This is a genomic window from Microbacterium sp. NPDC089321, assembly GCF_040684935.1.
Classification (GTDB): domain Bacteria; phylum Actinomycetota; class Actinomycetes; order Actinomycetales; family Microbacteriaceae; genus Microbacterium.
Map to the genome: position 1 here is coordinate 310,759 of NZ_JBFBGX010000002.1, position 22,125 is coordinate 332,883.

The window sequence follows — 22,125 nt, forward strand, 5'->3', positions numbered from 1 at the left end:
TGTCAGGCCTGGTGGTTCTCGAGGATCGCGACGATCTCGTCGTAGCCGCGTTCGCGAGCGAGGTCGGCGGGGGAGGTGCCCCAGGGGTCGGGCATGCCGGGCTTCGCGCCGTGCGCGAGCAGCAGCTCGACGATCTGCTGCCGCACAGGTCCGCCGTCGCCGAGGATGATCGTCTCGATGAGTGCGGTCCAGCCGAGGTTGTTGGTGAGGTTCACGTTGATGCGGGTGTTCTCGAGCAGGTAGCGCACGACCTCGAGGTGGCCCTTCTCGGCGGCCGGCGTCAGGCCGTTGCCGCCCATGCGGGTCAGCCGCTTGAGGTCGGCACCCGCCTCGGCCATGATCTTCACGAGCTCGAGCTGGTCGTTGATGCATCCGAAGAGGAAGGGGTTCGAGCAGGTCTGGTCCTGCGCGTCGATGTCGACGCCCTCGGCGATGAGCGCCCGCACCACGTCGAGGTGGCCGCCACGGGCGGCCAGGAGGATCGCGGTCGCCTCTTCGCGGTCGACCGCGTTCTTGTCGGCGCCCTCTGCGAGGGCTGCCTTGACGCCCTCGAGGTCGCCCGCGGCGGCGCTGTCGAGGTAGCGCTCGTCGATCGTGGGTGCAGTGCTCATCGATGATCTCCTTGATCGGATGGGATTGGTCGGATGGTGGTGGATGCGGAGAGATGCATCCCCAGGCGGATGCCGGTGAGGATGTCGTGTCCGGAGCTGTGGCCGATCTCGGCGGTCTTCGCCACCGCGGTGCGCAGGTCTCTCTCGGCGCGGGCGATGACGGCGTCGACGAGATCGTGCATTCGCCGGCGCGCGCGTCCGGTGAGCGCGGCGCGCAGGGTCACCTCGCTCAGCTGGGTGGTGCGGCGGTCTGCGGTCGCGGCGGCAGCCCGCAGCGGAGGGAGGAGCGCGGCCAGATGGAAGCCGGGGTGGGCGCAGACGAACGCGAGGCCGGTGAGCACGTCGTCACCAGAGGGAGTCAGTCCCTCGCCCAGCCCGAGCAGTCGTTCGGCCGCGGTCGCGACGGGCGCATTCATAGCCGGGTCGCCGGACGCGAGCAGCCCTCGCGCTGCGGCCTCGAGGCGACGGATGCCCGCGATGAGGGCGTCGGCCGCGAGAGCGCCGAACGGCGTCGCCGGTGCAGGTGAGGGCATGCCGTCGAGCACGGAGAGCGCGAGGCGAAGCGACTCGTGCGACGGGATGCCCGTATCGGCGCGGAGCACCACGGCATCCGCCGGCGCGAGAGTGATCCGCAGGTCATCGTCCTCCGGGCGCAGAACGACGGCATCGGCTGCGAAGGCGACGCCGTCGCCGACGCGGGCCGAGGCGATCATCGGCCAGTCGTGCTCGATGATGCGGATCGTCCAGGGCGCGTCATCGAGATCCCCGTGTGCGAGCGCGATGAGCTTCGCCCCACAGCGAATGTTGACCACGCGCGCGTGCACCGAATGAACAGCGGCAACGCCGGCGGCCGGGGCATCGCTGCCGCCTGAGAGCGTCTCCTCAAGCGCAGCATCCCAGGTGTGCGCGCGAAGCGCGACAGGGGTGGCGACGGGGGTCATCGTCTTCTCTCCGAGGCATTCGCGCCGCCCGAGGTGACGGTCAGCGGAACGCTGTGAATGTCTTCATCACAGGTATACCATTTGTTCAAATGGAATACCATTCATGAACCTGGAGTACCAGCTCCGCTCAACGAAGGAGACAGAATGCGCATCGTGGTGGCACTGGGAGGCAACGCCCTTGCACGTCGTGGCGAGCCCATGACCGCTGAATACCTGCGGGCGAACGTCCGTTCCACCTGCGAGGCGCTCGCCGCTCTGGCGAGTGAGAACGAGATGGTAATCACGCACGGCAACGGCCCGCAGGTCGGCCTGCTCGCGCTGCAGAACCTCGCCTACCAGGACGTCGCCGCCTACCCGCTCGACATCCTGGGCGCCGAGACGCAGGGCATGATCGGGTATGTCGTCCAGCAGGAGCTCTCGAACGCGCTGAACGGCTCACGCGAAGTCGCCGGCATCATCACCACCACCGTGGTCGACGAGTCGGACCCGGCCTTCGAGCGCCCCACCAAGCTCATCGGCCCGCAGTACTCGGCGCACGACGCGGCCGAGGCCGCCGCCGAGTACCGCTGGACCATCGCCAAGGACGGAAACGCGTTCCGCCGCGTCGTGCCGTCGCCGAACCCGCTGTCGATCGTGCAGGCGCCGCTCATCCGTCGCCTGCTCGAGGCGGGAAGCCTGGCGGTCTGCGTCGGTGGGGGCGGCGTCCCGGTCCGCGTCGACTCGAAGGGCCGCCATGTGGGCGTGCAGGCCGTGGTCGACAAGGACCTCGCATCCGCCGCTCTCGCGGCCGACATCGGGGCCGACACGCTCATCATGCTCACCGACGGCGACTACGTCAGCGAGAACTGGGGCACCCCGGAGCAGCGCGACATCCACACGGCATCGGCGGATGCGGTCGCCGCGATGACCTTCGCCGAGGGCTCGATGCAGCCGAAGATCGACGCGGCCATTCGCGTCGCCCGTGCGGGTGGGCGAACCCTCATCGGCCCGCTCGACCGCCTGGACGATCTGCTCGCGCGCCGCATCGGCACCGAGATCGTGCCCACGCTCAAGGAGGGCATCCGCTGGGTGGAGAGCACGCCGACCAAGTCCGCCTGACGCCGCACGGGCGGACTTGGTGCGAGGATGAACCTGTGAGCAGATCAGACGACCGCGGGCTGGAGTCGGAGAGAGTCGCGGCGTGGCTGCGGGATGCCATCCTCGACGGAGTCCGCAAACCCGGCAGCAAGCTGATCGAGCGCGACCTCGCAGGCGAGTTCGGTGTCAGCCGCGTGCCCGTGCGCGATGCCCTGAAGGTGCTCGAGACCGAGGGGCTGGTCGAACTGCGTCCGCGCACCTGGGCCATCGTCCGCGAGTTCACCGCCGCCGACCTCGCCGACCTGGATGAGGTTCGCGAGGTGCTCGAGCCGATGGCGTTCCGCCTTGCGGCGGAGCGCCATCGTCGGGACGGGCTCGACCGGCTGCAGCTGGCGCTGCGCGAGGAGCAGGACAGCGCGGCCGAGAGCGACAGCATCGTCTCGCGGCGCGCAGCCGCCGACTTCCACGAGATCGTCGTCGAGCTGGCGGACAACCGCCTGCTCGCGGCGCTCATGCAGAGCATCCGCAGCCGACTCCGCTGGTCGCTGGTGCAGCACGACGACCTCGTGCATATCGCCGACGAGCACGTCGCGCTCTTCGAGGCCATTCGCGATCGCGACGGCGACCGCGCGAGCCGGCTCGCCTACGCGCACGTCGAGAGCAGTCGTCGCGAGCGGCTGTCGCACGCGGCATCGATGCATTCCGCCCCCGGTATCCTTGCGGAATGACCCGCCGCACCCTTGACCAGTCGTCGAAGCTGAGGAACGTCCTCTACGAGATCCGTGGCAAGGCGCTCGTCGAGGCGGCGCGCCTGGAGTCCGAGGGACACCAGATCCTCAAGCTGAACACCGGCAACCCGGCGACCTTCGGCTTCGAGGCTCCGCACCAGATCGTGCGCGACATGCTCGCGGCTCTGCCGACCGCGCACGGCTACAGCGACAGCAAGGGTGTGATCACGGCGCGTCGAGCCGTCGTCAGCCGCTATGAAGAGGTCGAGGGATTCCCGCGTTTCGACCCAGACGACGTGTACCTCGGCAACGGCGTCTCCGAGCTGATCACCATGGTCATGCAGGCGCTGCTCGATGAAGGCGACGAGGTGCTCATCCCCGCGCCGGACTACCCGCTCTGGACGGCGATGACCTCGCTCGCGGGCGGCACCCCCGTGCACTACCTCTGCGACGAGGAGAACGGCTGGCAGCCCGACCTCGAGGACATCCGCTCGAAGGTGACACCCCGCACCAAGGCGATCGTCATCATCAACCCCAACAACCCGACCGGCGCCGTCTACTCGCGCGAGGTGCTCGAGGGCATCGTGCAGATCGCGCGCGAGAACGAGCTGTTGCTTCTCTCCGATGAGATCTACGATCGCATCCTGTTCGACGATGCCCAGCACATCCCGACCGCGACGCTGGCCCCTGATCTGCTCTGCCTCACATTCAACGGCCTCTCCAAGACGTACCGGGTGGCCGGCTATCGTTCGGGATGGCTGGTGATCACCGGACCGAAATCGCACGCGCGCGGATTCCTCGAGGGCATCACGCTGCTGGCATCCACCCGACTGTGCCCGAACGTTCCTGCGCAGTACGCTGTGCAGGCGGCGCTCGGGGGAGTGCAGTCGATCGACGCGCTCATTGGTCCGACGGGGCGACTGCACGAGCAGCGCGACATCGCATGGAAGGGCCTGGAGGCGATCCCCGGCGTAAGCTGCGTGAAGCCGGCGGGTGCGCTGTACGCGTTTCCGCGTCTCGATCCCGAAGTGCACGAGATCCGCGACGACGAGAAGCTCGTCTACGACCTGCTCGTCTCGGAGAAGATCCTGCTCGTGCAGGGCACCGGCTTCAACTGGGCGACGCCCGACCACCTGCGCGTGGTGACGCTTCCCGAGGCGCGTGTGCTCAGCGAAGCAGTCGAGCGCCTCGGGAACTTCCTGTCGAGCTATCGGCAGTGATCGCGGCCCTCGCGCCGAGGCCCGCCGCTATGCGCCGCGCCGCACTCACCAGCTGAGAGCGCGGCGAGACGTCGGCGATCGCTCTCGCATGCAGGGCGGCAGCATCCGCCGCCCGCTGCTCCTGCGGGACGAACGCGACCTCGTCGATGCCGGCGAAGCGGCTCAGCGTGCGGCGGATCTGCCCACGGGCGTCGACGCCGAGCGGACCAGGGCGCACTCGATTGGCCACGACCGTCACGGGCGTGTCGCCCACGAGATGACGCAGCTCTGCGTACCCGCGCAGGAATCGACTCACCCCCAGCGGATCCGCGCTCAGCACCGCCACCACGGCGTCGGCCTCCAGCAGGACCGCTGCCGTCGCGGCATGGCGCTGGGGACCTTCAAGGCCGAGCAGGTCGTCGTCTTCGTCGAACGCCGCGGCGACGTCGACCACGATCTCGTCCTGCCACTCCCGCGCCACAGCGAGCGTCGCCCGCAGCCGACTTGCTGCGAGCTCCGGCCACCTGCTCGGCCGGTTCAGGCCGCCGAGCACGTCGAGCATGCCCGCTGAGGTCTCGACCGGCGTTGCGAGCCGTGCGAGCTCGGCCACATCGAGGCTGCCGAGCTGCGCACGACGGCACGCGGCTGCGAGCCCCGGCGACTCATCACCGAGCCCGAGCTGCAGCGCGACAGAGGGGGCGACGCTGTCGGCATCGACGAGCGCGCATCGACGACCCGCGCGAACGAGCTCGACGGCGAGCTGGATCGCCACCGTCGTCCGTCCCGGTGCGCCCTGAGGCCCCCACACCGCGATCACCCGGGGCGGCGGGGCAGGGGCAGCGGCCTCTACTGTCGCCTGCTCGGCGGCTACGGCCGCCATGACCTGCGCCGCAGGCGTGTCAGGAGCGAGCGATGCGGGAAGCCCGAACCGCGAGGCCACCCGTGAGCCCGCCGGCCCGATCGGCACGAGCCGCACCCCGGCGCGGTCGCACGCGCTGACCAGGTCGGCCGTCAGCACCGAGCGGACGGGTGGGATCAGCAGCGCGTCGAAGCCGGACAGATCGAATCCCGGGAGCGCGTCGGGCGACACGAGAGTCACCTGCGCGCCCTCGAGTTCCAGGTCGGAGGCCATCAGCGCCGAGTCCGCTCCGGCGTCGACGACGATGAGCCTCGTCACGATCCCGCTCCCGACGGCACCAGCGAGATCGCGTCGCCGCCCGTGATCGCCGCGAGCACATCGCCGACGTCGGTGCGGTCGACGATGACCTCGACGTCGGTGCGCCCGCCCGCCAGCATCCCCGCTTCCTCGGCGACATCGGCGACCACCGCGTCGGCGACGAGGATCCGCGGCTTCTCGAACGCACGGCCGTCGTCGACGGGAGGCGCATGCCACAGCTCGACCGCCGTGCCGGCCTTCACCTCCGCGGGGATCGCGGTACTGGCGATCACCACGGACGTCGAGCCGACATCGTCGGCGTCGCCCACTGCGGTGAGGGGGGGACGATCTCACCTGCGCTCAGGGTGCGCACCGCGACAGTGCCGGGATCGAGACTCTGCGGGGTGAGGTACTCGTCAGCCACCGGACCGAGCCCGACGTCGACCACCCGCAGCTCTGCCGAGCTGATGGTCTCTCCTGGCAGCACGGTGCGCGTCGCCTGCAGCACCGGCGAGGTCTGCCTCGATGATGCGACGAGGAGCCACACGCCTGCGATGGACGCGATGACGAGCAGCACGCCGATGACGAATCGGAGGTCGCCGTAGAAGCGGCGGTGAGCGCGCGATCGGATCATGCACACATCGTCACAGAAGACCGGGACATCTCGCCGGGGTTATCCACAGCGATCGACGGGGACTGCTTTTTCGCCGGTCTCGGGAGACAATGAGGACATGCCCGAAGCTTCCCCCACGGAGCCGCGCTTCCTCGCCCCCGCGCAGGTCGCAGAGCTCCTCAGCATCGAGGTCGATGAGGTGATCGCCCTCGTACATGAGGGCCGACTGCGCGGCGCGCAGGTCGGCTCCCCGCCGCGCTGGCGCGTCGAGCACTCGAGTCTGGCCGAGTATCTGGACGCGCAGACCGAAGAGGCCCGCCGTATGGCGCTCTGGCGCCAGTCGAACGAGGCCAGCTTCCCGGAGGTGTGGGGTACGACTCCGCTCAGGCACGACTGACGAGGGTCGGGCTCGGGCTCCGTCAGAGCACGCCTGACGCGTCCTCCAGGCGCACCCAGCTGAGCGCCGAGAACGGGATGCTGCGGAATCCGCGGACCGAGTGCATGCGTCGCGCTTCGGACGCGTCGTGCAGGGCGAGATCGAGGTGATCGGCGCCCGCTCGATCGATCGTGCCGTGCTGCGGGTCGCCGGAGCGTCGACCTACTGTCACCGGCACACGCCGCCGGGCGAGGTCGCGCAGGACGAATCCGACGGTCATGCGTCCGCGCAGCCCCGGATCGGGCGCGTCGGAGGCGAGGCTGGCGAGCAGCGAGCCGTGATCGACCCCGACGGATTCGATCGCAGCCAGCGGTGCGACCCGCAGACGGGGGTCGCCGCCGGCGCTGACACCCACCCAGTCGGCGCCGATGACCCGCAGCGAGGCGTCCCAGCACTCGCCACCGGCGAGCTCGAGCACCACCCTCGCACCGCGCGCGCTCATCGTCCGCAGCCGGTCGTGCAGCGTCAGCTTCGAGATCCGCAGCCGTTCGGACTCGGCATCGAGCGCAGCACGCTCGGACTCCCACTCCGCCGCGAGCTGACCCTCGAGATCATCGAAGAGGTGCTCCCATTCCACGAGGTCGAGGCTAGAGGACGGGAGCGGGCCGCGTCGGGTTATCCACAGGTGCTGAAGGAGGCGACGGCGACCGCGCGAGCGTGTGTTACCTTCGGGGGGTTCGCTGCGATGGGGGCAGCGCCACGACCGGGGGGATCGCGGAGATGACGACGACGTTGCACGAGTACTTCGCTCGGCAGCCGACTCCGGCAGCAGAGCTGCCGGATCCGGTGCCCTTGCTGCGAAGCCTGACGCAGGGGGCGCTGGAGGTCCTCGCCGGAGTGCGCGAGGTCGAGCAGCTCGCGAGATGGTTCAGCGAAGACGCGTTCCGGGCGCTGGTCACGCGAGCCAATCTCTCCGCGCGCGCTCGCAGCGCCCGCAACCAGGCTCCGACGCGACCGAGCTTCCAGATCCTCTCGATTCGCACGAGTGCGCCCGCCGACAACGTGATCGAGGCGGTCGTGGTGGTCGCAGGACCGGGGCGCACCCGCGCCGTGGCGATCAGGCTGGAGGGTTTCGACGGCCGCTGGCGCGCCAGCTCGCTCGCGATCCTGTGAACGGCGTACGGATCCTCTTCGGTCGCCCGATCGGGCTGAGGGCTGCCCAGTAGGCTGAATCCGTGTCAACACTCAGCGACCTCGTCCACGCCCAGGGTCTTCTCACCGACGCCGACGTCGAATGGCTGCATCGTCTCGCCGGCGACGGCCAGCTGCTGGCGGATCTCGCATCCGCCGACATGGTGATCTGGATCAAGACGTCCGACGGTTCGTTCATCGCGGTCACCCATTCCCGTCCCAGCGGCGCCGCCACGCTCTTCTACCGCGACCTGGTCGGCGAGAAGGTGCGGCCCCAGTGGCGCACCCAGGTGCAGTCGGCCTTCGAGTCCGGGACCATCGTCGACTCTTCGTCACCCGACTGGTTCGAAGAGACGCCGACCCGAGTGCGGGCGGTGCCGATCCGACGTCGCGAGGGCAACAGCGACGAGGGGCGCATCATCGGCGTTCTCACCAGGCACACCAACCTCGGGGAGGTGCGGATGCCGTCGCGCCAGCAGATCAGCTTCGACGAGTGCGCGAACGAGCTGTTCCAGATGATCACCTCTGGCGAGTTCCCGGACCTGGCGGCTCCGACAGCACCGCGACGCGGCGCACCGCGTGCATCCGATGGCCTGATCCGTCTGGATGTCGACGGCATCGCCACCTTCGCCAGTCCGAACGCGCTGTCCGCCTTCAACCGGATGGGCTTCGACGACGAGCTCGAGGGGGAGTCGCTGGCCGAGGTCACGACCCGCCTCGTCCCGCCGTCACGCCAGGTCGACGAATCCCTGCCTGTTGTCGTCACGGGCCGTGCGCCTTGGCGCACCGACATGGAGGCCCGCGGTGTCACCGTGTCGCTGCGCGCCATCCCGCTGAAGGACCACGGCACTCGCATCGGCGCGATCGTGCTCTGCCGTGACGTGTCCGAGCTCCGCCATCAGGAGCAGGAGCTGATCACCAAGGACGCCACGATCCGCGAGATCCACCACCGGGTGAAGAACAATCTGCAGACCGTCGCGTCGCTGCTGCGCATCCAGGCGCGCCGTACCCATTCGGAGGAGGCGCGCGACGCGCTCACGCAGGCGATGCGCCGCGTCGAGTCGATCGCCGTCGTGCACGACACGCTCGCGAGCGGCCTCGCTCAGACAGTCGACTTCGACGAGGTGTTCGACCGCGTGCTGAAGCTCGTGGCAGAGGTGGCGGCAGCGCCCAACACCCGCGCCCGCACGCAGCTCGAGGGGCGCTTCGGCGTGCTGCCGAGCGAGTACGCCACGCCGCTGGCTCTCGCACTCACCGAGGTGGTCACGAACGCCGTCGAGCACGGGCTCGCGGGGCAGGAGGGCATCGTGCGCATCGAGGCGACCCGCACCTCCGAGCTGCTGCGGGTGACGGTGGCCGACAGCGGTCACGGATTGCCGGAGGGACGGGTGGGCCAGGGGCTCGGCACGCAGATCGTCCGCACCCTGATCCAGGGCGAGCTGAGCGGCAGCATCGAGTGGAAGGGCGCCGAGGGCGAGGGCACCGAGGTGATCATCGAGATCCCCATGCGCTGGATCTCGGTATGACATCCGCTCGCTGAGACGACGAAGCGCCGGTCCGTCGGGGCCGGCGCTTTCGCGTGGTCGGTTCAGCCTGCGCGACGGGCGCGGGCCGCGCGGCGCTTGAGAGCGCGGCGCTCGTCTTCCGAGAGGCCGCCCCACACGCCCGAGTCCTGGCCGGACTCCAGGGCGTACTGCAGGCAGATCTCGGTGACGGTGCAGGTGGCGCAGACGGCCTTCGCCTTCTCGATCTGGTCGACCGCCGGTCCGGTGTTTCCGACGGGGAAGAACAGCTCGGGGTCGACGGTCAGGCAGGCTGCTTTGTCGCGCCAATCCATACGGGGGGCTCCTCAGAGGTAGGTGTTCGGTGTGGGGCGCCGTTCTCGACGCGCGGGTCGGGCTGCGGATCGGGGTCAGCTACCCTGGTGATGCGGGCTTCCGCCCGCCCCACTCCGATGTGGGAGCACATGGCTTTGACTATTGTGTTACAGATACCTACTGAAATCAAGGGTTTTCTGACAGCTCTTGAGAGGAGCACGCGTGCGCCCGTCCGGACCGGCCATCGCCGCCGCCATCGTCCTTGCGCTCGAGGCAATCGCACTCGGGGTCGTCTGCCTGTTCGAGGTTCTCGCCCTCGGGGCGGGTCAGGCGTCGTCCGACATCGGCGGCATCGCGCTCATCGTCCTCACGCTGCTCGCAGCGGTCGCGCTCGGCGCCTTCTCATGGGGCACCCTGCGACGCGCGTCGTGGGCCCGCTCCGGAGGAGTGGTCTTCCAGGTGCTCGGGGTCGCCCTGGGCCTCGCCTCGCTCACCATCGAGCCGAAGGTGTGGCTGTTCACTCTTGCGGTCGGCGGAACCGCGCTGATCGGCTTGATCCTGCTGATCAGCGCGACCCGTCTCGACGGAGCATCCGACCCCAGGCTCCACCGCGGCGAGGACCCGCGGGACGGAGTCTGACGCTCAGGCGTCGATGCCGAGGATCTTCCGCAGTCGGGCAACGTGTCCGGTGGCCTTGACGTTGTACTGCGCGAGCGTGATCACACCGTGCTCGTCGATGACGAACGTCGAGCGGATGACGCCCTCGACGACCTTGCCGTAGTTCATCTTCTCGCCCCACACGCCGTAGGCGGTGTGCACCGCGTGGTCGGGGTCGCTGAGCAGCTCGAACGTGAGCCCGTCGCGCTCGCGGAACGACGCCAGCTTCGCGGGCTCGTCGCGCGATACGCCGACCACCGTGTAGCCCGCTCCCTGCAGCGACGAGATGCTGTCGCGGAAATCGCAGGCCTGCGTGGTGCAGCCGGGCGTCATCGCAGCCGGGTAGAAGTACAGGATGACCTTCTCGCCGAGCAGATCCGCGAGTGAGACGGACTCGCCATCCTGATTCAGGAGCGAGAAATCGGGGGCAGGCGTACCGGGTTCGAGGCGTGTCGTCACCCGTCAAGCCTATCCGGCGAACGTAGCCAGCAGACGCTGCAGAGACTCCAGCCTCGCCCTGCCCGTCTCGCTGAGCGTGCCGTCTGACGCGGCCTCGTTCAGGGCGCAGTCCTCGGCGTCGGCCAGATGCGTGCAGCCGCGCGGGCAGTCCTCGGCGATCTCGGCGAGCTCGGTGTAGGCGGTGAGGATGTTCGCCGGATCGACGTGTCCCAGCCCGAATGAGCGTACGCCAGGGGTGTCGATGACCCACCCGCTGCCGTCAGCGCCCGTGTAGCGCAGCGAGACGGTCGACGATGACGTGTGCCGGCCCCGGCCGGTCACCTCGTTGACATGTCCCGTCGCGCGTCGCGCGTCGGGGACCAGGGCGTTCACCAGGGTGGACTTGCCGACGCCGGAGTGTCCCACGAAGACCGTGGAGTGACCGACCAGCGCCCTGCCGATCTCGTCGACGGGCATCTGCCCGCGGGAGCTGGTGAAGACGGTCAGGTCGAGTCCGTCGAAGTGCGACAGGAACTCCGCCGGATCGGCGAGGTCGGTCTTGGTGACGACGAGAAGCGGGCGGATGCCGGCATCCAGAGCCGCCACGAGATAGCGATCCACAAGACGGGCGCGCGGCTCCGGGTCGGCTGCGGCGACCACGACGAGCATCTGGTCGGCGTTCGCGACGATGACCCGCTCGACCTGATCGGTGTCGTCGGCGCTGCGGCGCAGCAGCGACGTCCGCTCGACGATGCCGACGATGCGCCCGAGCGTGCCCTCATCGCCGGAGCGATCGCCGACGACCCGCGCTCGATCGCCGGTCACGATCGGCGTGCGTCGCAGCTCACGCGCCCTGGCGGCCGTGATCATGCGCTCCTCGGGAGTGTCCTCGCCGAGCAGCACGCTGTAGCGGCCCCGATCGACGCCGAGGATGCGCCCGATCTCGGCATCGTCGTGCGCAGGACGGCGCTTCGTGCGCGGACGGTTGGCCTTCGGATTCGGCCGGGTGCGGATGCGGCTCTCGTCGAACTCCTCGATCTCGTCGAGGTCGTCGTCGCCGAGCCAGCTCACGCGATGGCGCCCTTCAGCATCCGCTCCCACAGCAGGGTGAACTCGGGAAGCGTCTTCGCGGTCGTGCCGATGTCGTCGATCTCGACCCCGGGCACACGCAGTCCGATCAGCGCGCCCGTCGTCGCCATCCTGTGGTCGTGATACGCCGGCCAGACGCCGCCATGGAGAGGACGCGGAGTGATGCGCAGCCCGTCCGGCAGCTCTTCGGCTTCTCCGCCCAGAGCACGCAGGTTGTTGACGAGCGCGGCGATGCGGTCGGTCTCATGTGCGCGGATGTGCGCGACGCCGCGGATGGTCGTGGGGCCGTCGGCGAAGGCCGCGAGGCCGACGATGGTGGGAGTGAGCTCGCTCGCCGCCGACAGGTCGATGTCGAGACCGCGGATGCCGTCTCCGGCGCGCACGGTGAGGGCGCCGCCGTGTCTGCTGGTGTGGGCGCCGAGGGCGTGCAGGATCTCGGGCAGCAGGGCGCCCGGCTGAGTCGAGTGCAGCGGCCAGCCGGTGACCGTCACCTCGCCGCCGGTCACCAGGGCCGCAGCCAGGAACGGTGCGGCATTGGAGAGGTCGGGCTCGATGGCGACATCCTTCGCTCTCGGGACGCCGGCCTCGACCAGCCATTCGCCGGCCGCCGGTCGCTCGATGCGGATGCCACGGCGGCTGAGCGATTCGATGGTCATGTCGATGTGCGGCAGGCTCGGGAGCCGATCGCCGGTGTGCACGAGATGCAGCCCCACGTCGAAGCGGGGTGCCGCGAGCAGCAGACCGGAGACGAACTGGCTCGACCCGGACGCATCGATCTCGACGCGGCCGCCGCGGATGCGACCGTGCCCGCGCACGGTGAAGGGCAGCGACCAGGTGCCCTCGTCGTCGATGTCGACGCCGAGGTCGCGGAGTCCGGTGATCAGGGCTCCCATCGGCCGGTGCAGCGCGCTCTCGTGCGCGGTGAGGTGGATCTCATCGTCGGCGAGACCTGCGAGCGGCGCGATGAAGCGCATCACGGTGCCGGCCTGGCCGCAGTCGATCGTCACGCCGCCGCCCAGGTGAGCGGGCGTGACGAGGAGGTCGGGTCCGAATTCCCCGTCGGACGGCTCCTCCTCGATCCCGACGCCCAGCAGCCGCAGCGCATCGATCATGCGCCGGGAGTCGTCGGAGTGCAGCGGACGGATGAGCCGGCCTGGACCGTCGGCGATCGCGGCTATCACCAGCTCGCGGTTGGTGAGCGACTTGGAGCCGGGGATGGTGACGGACGCGTGCACAGCATGGTCGACGTCCGGCGCGAGGTAGCGACCTCGAGCGGGTGCGGGGGAATACCGTTCAGTGCTCATCGGTTCTAAGCCTAGTGAAGCCCGCGACGCATGGAGAGGAGAAGACGTATGACGGCCACCGTGCTGCCCGACCGCATCGACGAGACCGCTGTCGACGTGCTCTCGCGCCTAGACTGGCCCGTGATGGACGAGACAGCTCCCAGCGATCCTCGACGCGACTTCGAGGAGCAGGCGATCCCCTTCATGGATCAGCTCTACGCCGCCGCGATGCGCATGACGCGCAACCCGGCAGACGCGGCTGACCTCGTGCAGGAGACGTTCGTGAAGGCGTACGGCGCGTGGTCGACGTTCTCGCAGGGCACGAACCTGAAGGCGTGGCTGTATCGCATCCTCACCAACACGTACATCAACATCTACCGCAAGCGCCAGCGTGAGCCGTTCCAGGGCACGATCGACGAGCTCGAGGACTGGCAGCTGGGCGGGGCCGAGTCGACGACCGCGTCGCACAGCCGGTCCGCTGAGGCGGAGGCGATCGACCGGATGCCGGCATCCGTCGTCAAGGATGCCCTTCAGGAGGTGCCCGAGGACTTCCGCCTCGCGGTCTACCTGGCTGACGTCGAGGGATTCTCGTACCAGGAGATCGCCGACATCATGAAGACCCCCATCGGCACCGTGATGAGCCGTCTGCACCGTGGCAGGCGCATGCTCCGCGAGCTGCTGGCCGACTACGCCGCTGAACGGGGAATCCGTGCGGCCGAACCGAGGAGCAGGAAATGAGCGACTGCGGCTGCGAGAAGGCGCGCCGGGATCTCGAGGAGTACCTCCGCAACGAGGTGTGCCGCACCGGGCACACCGAGATCCGCGAGCATCTCGAGAACTGCGAGTCCTGCAAGAACGAGGCGCTCGTCGCGAAGACCCTGACCGAGGTCGTGGCGCGCGCGTGCAAGGAGACCGCGCCCGAAGAGCTGCGCGATCAGGTGATGGCTCGCCTGCGCGCCGCCCAGGCCACGCACTGACCTCGCGAGCGCGCACCGTCCGACCCTGCGCATAGGGTGGGTGCATGACCGCGACGAACTCGAGCCCCGTTCCCGTCGACCCCCGGTCCGAGCAGCGCTTGAGCGAGGCCGGGCTGCGATACCGTCTCGTCGACATGGACGACGCCGTCGACGGAGAGGCGTTCCTCCGCGCCGATGCCCGCGGCTTCCTCGATGAGGAGCCGACCGACGCCCAGGTCGAGCAGATGCGGGCCACCATGCGGCTGCGCCGCAACATCGGCGTGTTCGACGAGGCCGCAGGTACGTGGCCGGTCGCTACCGTCAACAGCTGGGTCACCCCGCTGACGGTGCCAGGGGGCGAGATCGACATGTGGGCGATCAGCTCCGTCACGGTCGCCGGCACCCATCGACGCCGCGGCATCGCACGCAGCCTGCTCGAGGGCGAGCTGCGCGCCGCGCATTCATCGGGCGTCGCCATCGCCGGTCTCACCGCGTCCGAGGCGACCATCTACAGCCGCTACGGCTTCGGCGCGGCGGTGCCCGTCATGCGGTTCACCGTCGACACGGCGCGCGCGGGGTGGGCGGCGACATCTCCGACGGACGGCCGCGTGTCCTACGTCGACAAGCAGACGCTCGCAGACGACCTGGAGCGGCTGCACGAGGTGTCCCGCACCGTCCGCTCCGGTCAGGTCGCGGGGTGGCGCGGCCGGTGGCTGCGTATGGCAGGACTCGCCGCGGGAGACAAGGATGCAGCTGCCGTTCGCGGTCTGCGCTTCACTGACGGAGAGGGCGTCGTGCAGGGCGCGATGGCCTATACGCTCTCCGAGCTGCCGGGCGCCTTCCGCTCGGAGATGAGGATCCGATCTCTCATCACGACCTCGGACGAGGCGCTCCGCTCGCTCTGGCAGTTCGTCGTGCAGCATGACCTGGTCACGAACGCCCGCGTCGACCAGCGCCCGCTCGACGATCCGCTGCCCTGGCTTGTCGCCGATCAGCGAGCCGTCACCGCCGAGGTGCATGACCACGGCTGGCTGCGTGTTCTCGACGTCGAGGCCGCTCTGACCGCGCGCACCTACAGTGCACCGCTCGACGCCGTGCTGAGCGTCACCGACCCGCTCGGCTTCGCTGAAGGCCGCTGGCGGGTTCGCATCGACGCAGAGGGACGGTGCTCGGTCGACCCCACCGACGCCGATCACGACATCAGTCTCGGAGTCGTCGAGCTGTCGGCGCTCTACGCCGGGGGAGTGCCCGCGACCCAGCTCGCCGCAGCAGGACGTATCGACGGCGATCCTGCGGCTGTCGCCGCATTCTCGGCCGCGTTCCGCACCCAGCCTGCCCCCCACCTCGGCATCTGGTACTGAGCCGGCCCGCCGCCAGGACGGCCGGAGCACCGGTGCCGGCGGCGTCATCCGGCCGAAGTGCGCAGCATCACCGCCGATCCGTGGCGGTGCCTCCGCTGCGCCGCCGAGCAGGGCCGCCGCCGGCGCTGACGTGAGCGAGTGAGCACCAGGAGCTCCGTGCGGAGAGGAGCGCAGCCGCGGGGACATGCAGAACCGCCGCTCCTCACGAGGAGAAGCGGCGGTTCGATGCGATGCGACGATCGTCAGCCGACGGTCAGAGCGGTCTTCAGCAGTGCCACCTGCTCGGCGGCGTGCACCTTCGACGAGCCGGTCGCGGGCGAGGCGGCGGCAGGACGCGTCACGGCGTGGAACTGACGGTCACCTGGCACCTCTGCGAACTGCAGCGCCAGGAACGGCCAGGCGCCCTGGTTCTCGGGCTCGTCCTGCACCCACACCAGCTCCGCGTTCGGATACGAGTCGGTGATCGCCTTGAGCTCGTCGATCGGAGTCGGGTAGAGCTGCTCCAGCCGCACAAGCGCGATCTCGGGGTTGGGGTTCTTCTCGAGCTCACTGCGCAGATCCCAGTGGATCTTGCCCGAGTGCACGAGCACGCGCTTGACGGCGTCCCGATCGAGACCGCGGTCGTCGTCGATGACCGGCTCGAAACGGCCCTGGGTGAAGTCCTCGACCTCGCTGGTCGCGCCGCGCAGACGCAGCATCGCCTTCGGGGTGAAGACGATCAGCGGCTTGCGCGGGCGAGCGTACGCCTGGCGACGCAGCAGGTGGAAGTGGGATGCGGGGGTCGACGGGCGCGCCACGATCATGTTGTCCTGGGCGCACAGCTGCAGGAAGCGCTCCATGCGTGCCGAGGAGTGGTCGGGCCCCTGGCCCTCGTAGCCATGCGGCAGCAGCATGACCACGCTGGACTGCTGGCCCCACTTCTGCTCGGCCGCGGAGATGTACTCGTCGATCACCGACTGCGCGCCGTTGGCGAAGTCGCCGAACTGCGCCTCCCACAGCACGAGGGCGTCGGGGTTCTCGACCGAGTAGCCGTACTCGAACCCCAGGGCGGCGTACTCGCTGAGCAGCGAGTCGTAGACGAAGAACCGGCCCTGGCTGTCGGACAGGTTCGCCAGAGGCAGCCACTCCTGGCCGTTCCGCCGGTCGTGCAGCACCGCGTGCCGCTGGACGAACGTGCCGCGGCGCGAGTCCTGACCGGCGAGGCGCACAGGGGTGCCCTCGACGAGAAGCGAGCCGAAGGCCAGCAGTTCGCCGAAGCCCCAGTCGATGCCGCCCTCGCGACTCATCGACACGCGCTTGTCCAGCTGCTGCTGCAGCTTGGAATGCACGGTGAACCCATCCGGCTTGTTGGCGTGAGCGTCGCCGATGAGGTGAATGACCTCGAGCGGGACGCCGGTCACCTCGGGGGAGCCCACCTGCTCGTCGACAGGAGTCACCTCAGGTGCGATCGGCGTCGCCCCCGTCTCAGCCGCGTGAGTCTCGGCGAATGCGATCTCGAGGCGGTTCTGGAAGTCCGCCTTGGCCTGGTCGTACTCCTCCTCGGTGATGTCGCCGCGACCGACGAGACCATCCGTGTAGAGCTTGCGCACCGAGCGCTTGGCCTGGATCAGGTCGGTCATCAGCGGCTGGGTCATCGAGGGGTCGTCGCCCTCGTTGTGACCGCGGCGGCGGTAGCAGACCAGGTCGATCACGACATCGCGGTGGAAACGCTCGCGGTACTCGAACGCGATCTGCGCGACGTGGATGACCGATTCGGGATCGTCGCCGTTCACGTGGAACACCGGCGCCTGGATCGTCTTCGCGACGTCGGTGGCGTACACCGAGGTGCGCGAATCGGTGGGCAGGGTCGTGAAGCCGACCTGGTTGTTGACCACGATGTGCACGGTGCCGCCCGTGCGGTAGCCGCGCAGCTGCGACATCTGCAGGGTCTCGACCACGACGCCCTGACCGGCGAAGGCCGCGTCTCCGTGCACCAGGATCGGCAGCCACGCGAAGGTGCCGATCGGCTTGCGGTCCTGCTTGGCGCGCACGATGCCCTCGAGGACGCCGTCAACGGTCTCGAGGTGCGAGGGGTTCGCTGCGAGGTAGACCGGCAGCTCGGCGCCGTCTTCGGCGACGAAGGTCCCCTCGGTGCCGAGGTGGTACTTCACGTCTCCCGAGCCGCGCTGGTTGCCCGGCGTGAGCGATCCCTCGAACTCGCGGAACACCTGACCGTATGTCTTTCCGGCGATGTTGGTGAGCACGTTGAGGCGGCCACGGTGCGCCATGCCGATCGCTGCTCCGTCGAGTCCGGCGGTCGCAGCTCCCTGCAGGATCTCATCCAGCAGCGGGATGAGCGATTCCCCGCCTTCGAGCGAGAAGCGCTTCTGCCCGACGAACTTCGTCTGCAGGAAGGTCTCGAACGCCTCGGCCTCGTTCAGCTTGCGCAGCACGCGCAGCTGCTCGTCGTGACCGGGCTTGACGTACTTGACCTCGAGCTTCTCCTGGAACCACCGGCGCTGCTCGGGGTCCTGGATGTGCATGTACTCGATGCCGAGCGTGCGGCAGTACGAGTCGCGCAGAACGCCGAGGATGTCGCGCAGCTTCATCACGCGACGACCGCCGAAGCCACCCGTGACGAACTCCCGGTCGAGGTCCCAGAAGGTGAGTCCGTGGCTCTCGATCTCGAGGTCGGGGTGCGAGCGCTGCACGTACTCGAGCGGGTCGATGTCGGCCATCAGGTGACCGCGGACACGGTACGAGTTGATGAGCTCCTGAACGCGCGACTGCTTGTCGACGCGCTCGGCGAGGTCGACCGCGATGTCGGCGTTCCAGCGGATGGGCTGGTAGGGGATGCGCAGCGAGGCGAAGATGTCCTCGTAGAAGCTGCGCTCGCCGATCAGCAGCTCGTGCACCTTCTTGAGGAACTCGCCGGAGCCGGCTCCCTGGATCACGCGGTGATCGTAGGTGCTCGTGAGCGTGATCGTCTTGCCGATGCCCAGCTCGGTGAGCGTCTTGGTGCTCGAGCCCTGGAACTCGGCGGGATAGTCGAGGGCGCCGGCGCCGATGATGCAGCCCTGGCCCTTCATGAGGCGCGGCACCGAGTGCACGGTGCCGATCCCGCCCGGGTTGGTGAGAGACACGGTGGTGCCCGCGAAGTCGGCGGCCGTGAGCTTGTTGCTGCGCGCGCGGGCGATGAGGTCCTCATAGGCGGTGAGGTACTCGCCGAAGGTCATGGTGTCTGCGCGCTTGATGCTCGGAACGAGCAGCGCGCGGGTGCCGTCGGGCTTGGGGATGTCGACGGCGATGCCGAGGTTGACGTGCGCGGGCGCGACGACCGACGGCTTGCCATCGATCTCGGCGTAGAACACGTTCTGACTCGGGAATTCCTTGAGGGTGCGGATCAGCGCCCAGCCGATGAGGTGCGTGAAGCTCACCTTGCCGCCGCGTGTGCGCGACATGTGGTTGTTGATGACGATGCGGTTGTCGATCATCAGCTTGGCCGGCACCGTGCGGACGCTCGTGGCGGTCGGGACCGACAGGGACTGATCCATGTTGGCGGCGAGCGTCTTCGGCATGCCGCGCAGCGGGGTGACCGTCTCCTCCTCGGCAGGCGCCTCGTCCTTCGCCTCGCGCTTGGGCGCCTGGGCGGGGATCGGAGCCTGCTTCGCGGGCTTGGCGGTCGTGCGCGCGACCGGCTGAGCGCCGATCACCGGGATGGGGGCCGTGACCGGATGCGCGGGCTGAGCGGAGGCGGCAGGCGTCGCGGCAGGCTGAGCCGCGGCATCCGGCGTGTACTGCTCGAGGATCGGCCACCACTCCTTGTCGACCGAGTTGCGGTCCTTCTTGAACTGCTCGTAAAGCTCGTCCACGAGCCAAGAGTTGGCTCCGAACCCCCCGTCGCCACCGACGCCGGTCACCTGGTTCGACACGCTCTATCGCCCTCTTTCGTCGCTGAAGCTCACATGCGACCGTTCGCTGACTGCAGCGCTCGGGTCGCACTTGCGTAACAGTCATCAAGCCTAACGCCAAACAGATTCCGAAATGCCTGACATGGCCCCCGTTTCGCCGGACCTGCCCCGACGGGCGGCGTCAGGATGGGACGATGCGCACGCACAGCCGGATTCTGTAAGATCGGGCGCACCATGGACGACCCTCCTTCTTGTAGTACATCGCCCCACTGCCCGCTCCTCGCGAATGCCGAGGGACACAGCTGATGGAATTCGTGCTGTTGGGCGTGGGGCTGCTGCTCATCGTGGGAACAGGTCTCTTCGTCGCGAGCGAGTTCGCTCTGGTCAATCTCGACCGCGCAGAACTCGAGGCACGTCAGGCGCGCGGGGAATCCCGCCTCAGCCTGACGATCCGCGCGCTGAAGATCACCTCCACGCACCTCTCGTCGGCCCAGCTGGGAATCACGCTGACCACCCTGCTCACCGGGTACACGATGGAACCCGCGATCTCGAAGCTGCTCTCGCCGATGCTCGAGGACTGGGGGCTTCCGGATGCCGTCGTGACACCGATCTCGGTCACCGTGGCGATGTTCGTCGCCACGATCCTGTCGATGATCCTCGGCGAGCTCGTGCCGAAGAACTTCGCCCTGGCGCTGCCGCTGGCGACGGCGAAGCTCGTCATCCCCTTCCAGACCGTGTTCACGGCGGTGTTCAAGCCGGCCATCGTGCTGCTCAACGGCAGCGCGAACGGGGTGCTGCGCAGCATCGGGATCGAGCCGAAGGAAGAGCTGTCGGGTTCGCGCAGCGCCGAGGAGCTGTCGTCGCTGGTGCGGCGGTCGGCCAGCCAGGGCGTGCTCGAGAAGGACACGGCGACCCTGCTCGACCGCAGCCTGAACTTCGCGCGCCTGACCGCGGACGACATCATGACTCCGCGTCCGAGCATGCACGCGATCGCCGTGGGCGATTCCGCCGACGATGTCATCAGGCTCGCCCGTCGCACCGGGCACAGCCGCTTCCCGGTGTACGACGACGACCTGGACGACATCACCGGCGTGGTGCATGTGAAGGCCGCCGTATCGGTGCCGCGCGAGAAGCGGGCCGAGGTCCCGGTCGGCGCTCTGAGCACCGAGCCGCTGCGGGTTCCCGAGACCGTGCACCTCGACGTGCTCGTCGCCGAGCTGCGGACGAAGGGCTACCAGATGGCCGTCGTCGTCGACGAGTACGGGGGCACGGCAGGCATCGTCACCCTCGAGGACCTCATCGAGGAGATCGTCGGCGAGGTGTCGGACGAGCACGATCGCTCGCGCGCGGGCATCGTCCGCCGCGTCGACTCGATCACCTTCCCCGGTGAGCTCCGCCCGGACGAGCTGCTCAGCCGCACGGGGATCGAGGTGCCGGCCGGCGAGGTCTACGACACCGTCGCCGGATACATGATGAGCGTTCTCGAGCGGGTTCCCGTGATCGAAGACGAGGTGCGCATCGAGACGGGCACTCTGCGCGTCGTACGGATGGACGGGCGGCGCATCGACCGCATCCGGTACACCGCCGACCCGGTGGACGCGACGACGGAGGAGGAGCGATGAGCGACTGGGCAGGGCTCGTATGGCTCGTCGTGCTGCTGGCGGCGAACGCCTTCTTCGTCGGCGGCGAGTTCGCCGTCATCTCGGCTCGTCGCTCGCAGGTCGAGCCGCTCGCCGAACGCGGCTCTCGCGCCGCCAAGACCGCTCTGTACGCGATGGAGCACGCGACGCTCATGCTGGCGACATCGCAGCTGGGCATCACGATCTGCTCGCTGCTGATCCTGAACGTGTCGGAGCCGGCGATCCATCACCTGCTGGAGGTGCCGATGCACGCCCTGGGCTGGGACCCGGGGGTGATCAGCGTCAGCGCGTTCGTGATCACGCTCGCCCTCGTGTCGTTCCTGCACGTGGTGTTCGGCGAGATGGTGCCGAAGAACCTCGCCTTCTCGATCCCGGATCGCGCCGTGCTCGTGCTCGCCCCGCCTCTGGTGTGGGTCTCACGGGTGTTCAAACCCGTGATCTGGACCCTCAACGGCATCGCCAACGGCGTGCTGCGCCTGTTCGGGGTGGAGCCCAAGAACGAGGCCGCGTCGACGTTCACGCTCGAAGAGGTCGCCACGATCGTCGACCGCTCGCGACGGGAGGGCGTGCTCGCCGACTCGTCGGGCGCGGTCGCCGCGGCGGTGGAGTTCACCGACAAGAAGGCCCGCGATATCGCGGTGCCTCTCGCCGAGCTGATCACCCTGCCCGAGACGGCCACACCGGATGACGTCGAGCGCGCCGTCGCCCGCTATGGCTTCTCGCGCTATGTGATCGTCGACCACGAGCAGATGCCGATCGGGTACGTGCACCTGAAGGACGTGCTTCGTGCCGCCGAGGGACCAGAGCCCGATGAGAAGATCTCGCAGCCCCTCCCGTCCAAGCGCATCCACCACATGCTCCCGGTGCAGGAGGAGACCGACCTCGAGGACGCCTTGGCGTCGATGCGCCGGGCGGGACGCCACCTCGCGAAGGTTCGCGACAGCTCCGGCGAGACCACCGCGGTCCTGTTCCTCGAGGACATCCTCGAAGAGCTCGTGGGCGAAGTGCAGGACGCCACACGACGAGGCTACGGACGCTGATCCGAGGCCGAGCCGCGCACGACGCCGGCACCGCGGGGCCCCGCGGTGCCGGCGTCGCCCGT

Annotated in this window: 23 protein-coding genes; 12 read left to right on the forward strand and 11 right to left on the reverse strand. The window is 68.9% G+C overall.

Annotated elements, in window-relative coordinates; translation table 11 throughout:
* Positions 1–2: 2 nt before the first annotated feature.
* Entirely contained in the window at positions 3–611 is a 609-nt protein-coding gene (locus tag AB0N59_RS09450; RefSeq protein ID WP_363482042.1) for an ankyrin repeat domain-containing protein, read from the reverse strand.
* The gene (locus tag AB0N59_RS09455) at positions 608–1,552 is read right to left on the reverse strand and encodes a DUF2877 domain-containing protein (RefSeq protein ID WP_363482045.1); all 945 of its coding nucleotides are present in this window, start codon (positions 1,550–1,552) and stop codon (positions 608–610) included. The genes AB0N59_RS09450 and AB0N59_RS09455 overlap by 4 nt, the downstream gene beginning before the upstream one ends.
* A 144-nt stretch (positions 1,553–1,696) precedes the next feature.
* On the opposite strand from AB0N59_RS09455, the gene AB0N59_RS09460 reads away from it, so the two are divergent.
* From AB0N59_RS09460 to AB0N59_RS09470, 3 genes are read left to right on the forward strand one after another with little or no spacing between them, the layout of a single operon-like run.
* Positions 1,697–2,650 carry a carbamate kinase gene (locus AB0N59_RS09460; protein WP_363482048.1) on the forward strand — a complete coding sequence of 318 codons (954 nt, stop codon included), beginning with the start codon at positions 1,697–1,699 and terminating at the stop codon, positions 2,648–2,650.
* Between the two features lie 35 nt (positions 2,651–2,685).
* The gene (locus AB0N59_RS09465; protein ID WP_204976123.1) at positions 2,686–3,357 is read left to right on the forward strand and encodes a GntR family transcriptional regulator; all 672 of its coding nucleotides are present in this window, start codon (positions 2,686–2,688) and stop codon (positions 3,355–3,357) included.
* The gene (locus AB0N59_RS09470) at positions 3,354–4,577 is read left to right on the forward strand and encodes a pyridoxal phosphate-dependent aminotransferase (RefSeq protein ID WP_363482052.1); all 1,224 of its coding nucleotides are present in this window, start codon (positions 3,354–3,356) and stop codon (positions 4,575–4,577) included. The genes AB0N59_RS09465 and AB0N59_RS09470 overlap by 4 nt, the downstream gene beginning before the upstream one ends.
* Here AB0N59_RS09470 and AB0N59_RS09475 read toward each other — a convergent pair.
* The 3 genes from AB0N59_RS09475 to AB0N59_RS09485 are packed head-to-tail and all read right to left on the reverse strand — an operon-like array spanning position 4,525 to position 6,346.
* Complete coding sequence (locus AB0N59_RS09475; RefSeq protein ID WP_363482055.1) at positions 4,525–5,733, reverse strand: hypothetical protein; 1,209 nt, start codon at positions 5,731–5,733, stop codon at positions 4,525–4,527. The genes AB0N59_RS09470 and AB0N59_RS09475 overlap by 53 nt on opposite strands.
* The gene (locus AB0N59_RS09480; RefSeq protein WP_363482058.1) at positions 5,730–6,008 is read right to left on the reverse strand and encodes a hypothetical protein; all 279 of its coding nucleotides are present in this window, start codon (positions 6,006–6,008) and stop codon (positions 5,730–5,732) included. Before AB0N59_RS09480 ends, AB0N59_RS09475 begins: the two co-directional genes overlap by 4 nt.
* Positions 6,002–6,346, reverse strand: a complete 345-nt coding sequence (locus tag AB0N59_RS09485) for an SAF domain-containing protein (protein WP_363482061.1) — start codon at positions 6,344–6,346, stop codon at positions 6,002–6,004. The genes AB0N59_RS09480 and AB0N59_RS09485 overlap by 7 nt, the downstream gene beginning before the upstream one ends.
* Before the next feature lie 97 nt (positions 6,347–6,443).
* Between AB0N59_RS09485 and AB0N59_RS09490 the strand changes: the two genes are divergently transcribed.
* Complete coding sequence (locus AB0N59_RS09490) at positions 6,444–6,722, forward strand: helix-turn-helix domain-containing protein (RefSeq protein ID WP_363482064.1); 279 nt, start codon at positions 6,444–6,446, stop codon at positions 6,720–6,722.
* Between the two features lie 22 nt (positions 6,723–6,744).
* Here the strand turns inward: AB0N59_RS09490 and AB0N59_RS09495 are convergent, their stop codons facing one another.
* A complete protein-coding gene (locus AB0N59_RS09495) occupies positions 6,745–7,338 on the reverse strand; it encodes a hypothetical protein (RefSeq protein WP_363482067.1) in 594 nt (197 codons plus the stop codon).
* Positions 7,339–7,481: 143 nt separating this feature from the next.
* Between AB0N59_RS09495 and AB0N59_RS09500 the strand changes: the two genes are divergently transcribed.
* Positions 7,482–7,874 (forward strand): Rv3235 family protein, encoded by a 393-nt coding sequence (locus tag AB0N59_RS09500; RefSeq protein ID WP_363482069.1) that lies wholly within the window; start codon positions 7,482–7,484, stop codon positions 7,872–7,874.
* A 62-nt stretch (positions 7,875–7,936) separates the two neighbouring features.
* On the forward strand, positions 7,937–9,418 hold the full coding sequence (locus tag AB0N59_RS09505; RefSeq protein ID WP_363482072.1) for a histidine kinase N-terminal domain-containing protein: 1,482 nt from the start codon (positions 7,937–7,939) through the stop codon (positions 9,416–9,418).
* 62 nt (positions 9,419–9,480) lie between these two features.
* On the opposite strand, the gene AB0N59_RS09510 is transcribed toward AB0N59_RS09505, so the two are convergent.
* The gene (locus tag AB0N59_RS09510) at positions 9,481–9,729 is read right to left on the reverse strand and encodes a WhiB family transcriptional regulator (protein ID WP_071641453.1); all 249 of its coding nucleotides are present in this window, start codon (positions 9,727–9,729) and stop codon (positions 9,481–9,483) included.
* Between the two features lie 202 nt (positions 9,730–9,931).
* Between AB0N59_RS09510 and AB0N59_RS09515 the strand changes: the two genes are divergently transcribed.
* Entirely contained in the window at positions 9,932–10,348 is a 417-nt protein-coding gene (locus AB0N59_RS09515; protein WP_363482075.1) for a hypothetical protein, read from the forward strand.
* Positions 10,349–10,351: 3 nt separating this feature from the next.
* On the opposite strand, the gene bcp is transcribed toward AB0N59_RS09515, so the two are convergent.
* From bcp to aroA, 3 genes are read right to left on the reverse strand one after another with little or no spacing between them, the layout of a single operon-like run.
* Positions 10,352–10,825, reverse strand: a complete 474-nt coding sequence (bcp, locus tag AB0N59_RS09520) for a thioredoxin-dependent thiol peroxidase (protein WP_363482078.1) — start codon at positions 10,823–10,825, stop codon at positions 10,352–10,354.
* 9 nt (positions 10,826–10,834) lie between these two features.
* Positions 10,835–11,875, reverse strand: a complete 1,041-nt coding sequence (rsgA, locus tag AB0N59_RS09525) for a ribosome small subunit-dependent GTPase A (protein WP_363482081.1) — start codon at positions 11,873–11,875, stop codon at positions 10,835–10,837.
* On the reverse strand, positions 11,872–13,197 hold the full coding sequence (aroA, locus tag AB0N59_RS09530) for a 3-phosphoshikimate 1-carboxyvinyltransferase (RefSeq protein WP_363482083.1): 1,326 nt from the start codon (positions 13,195–13,197) through the stop codon (positions 11,872–11,874). Before aroA ends, rsgA begins: the two co-directional genes overlap by 4 nt.
* A 48-nt stretch (positions 13,198–13,245) precedes the next feature.
* Here aroA and AB0N59_RS09535 point away from each other — a divergent pair, with 48 nt between their 5' ends.
* From AB0N59_RS09535 to AB0N59_RS09545, 3 genes are read left to right on the forward strand one after another with little or no spacing between them, the layout of a single operon-like run.
* Positions 13,246–13,914, forward strand: a complete 669-nt coding sequence (locus tag AB0N59_RS09535; RefSeq protein ID WP_363482086.1) for a sigma-70 family RNA polymerase sigma factor — start codon at positions 13,246–13,248, stop codon at positions 13,912–13,914.
* Positions 13,911–14,153, forward strand: coding sequence for a zf-HC2 domain-containing protein (locus AB0N59_RS09540; protein WP_363482089.1), 243 nt, complete (start codon positions 13,911–13,913; stop codon positions 14,151–14,153). Before AB0N59_RS09535 ends, AB0N59_RS09540 begins: the two co-directional genes overlap by 4 nt.
* Positions 14,154–14,197: 44 nt before the next feature.
* Positions 14,198–15,493: a GNAT family N-acetyltransferase gene (locus tag AB0N59_RS09545; RefSeq protein WP_363482091.1), complete on the forward strand. Its 1,296-nt coding sequence runs from the start codon at positions 14,198–14,200 to the stop codon at positions 15,491–15,493.
* Between the two features lie 242 nt (positions 15,494–15,735).
* Here AB0N59_RS09545 and AB0N59_RS09550 read toward each other — a convergent pair whose 3' ends face one another.
* The gene (locus AB0N59_RS09550; RefSeq protein WP_363482093.1) at positions 15,736–19,404 is read right to left on the reverse strand and encodes a multifunctional oxoglutarate decarboxylase/oxoglutarate dehydrogenase thiamine pyrophosphate-binding subunit/dihydrolipoyllysine-residue succinyltransferase subunit; all 3,669 of its coding nucleotides are present in this window, start codon (positions 19,402–19,404) and stop codon (positions 15,736–15,738) included.
* 284 nt (positions 19,405–19,688) lie between these two features.
* Between AB0N59_RS09550 and AB0N59_RS09555 the strand changes: the two genes are divergently transcribed.
* Positions 19,689–21,005 (forward strand): hemolysin family protein, encoded by a 1,317-nt coding sequence (locus tag AB0N59_RS09555; protein WP_363482096.1) that lies wholly within the window; start codon positions 19,689–19,691, stop codon positions 21,003–21,005.
* Entirely contained in the window at positions 21,002–22,063 is a 1,062-nt protein-coding gene (locus AB0N59_RS09560; RefSeq protein WP_363482099.1) for a hemolysin family protein, read from the forward strand. The genes AB0N59_RS09555 and AB0N59_RS09560 overlap by 4 nt, the downstream gene beginning before the upstream one ends.
* Positions 22,064–22,125 lie beyond the last annotated feature (62 nt).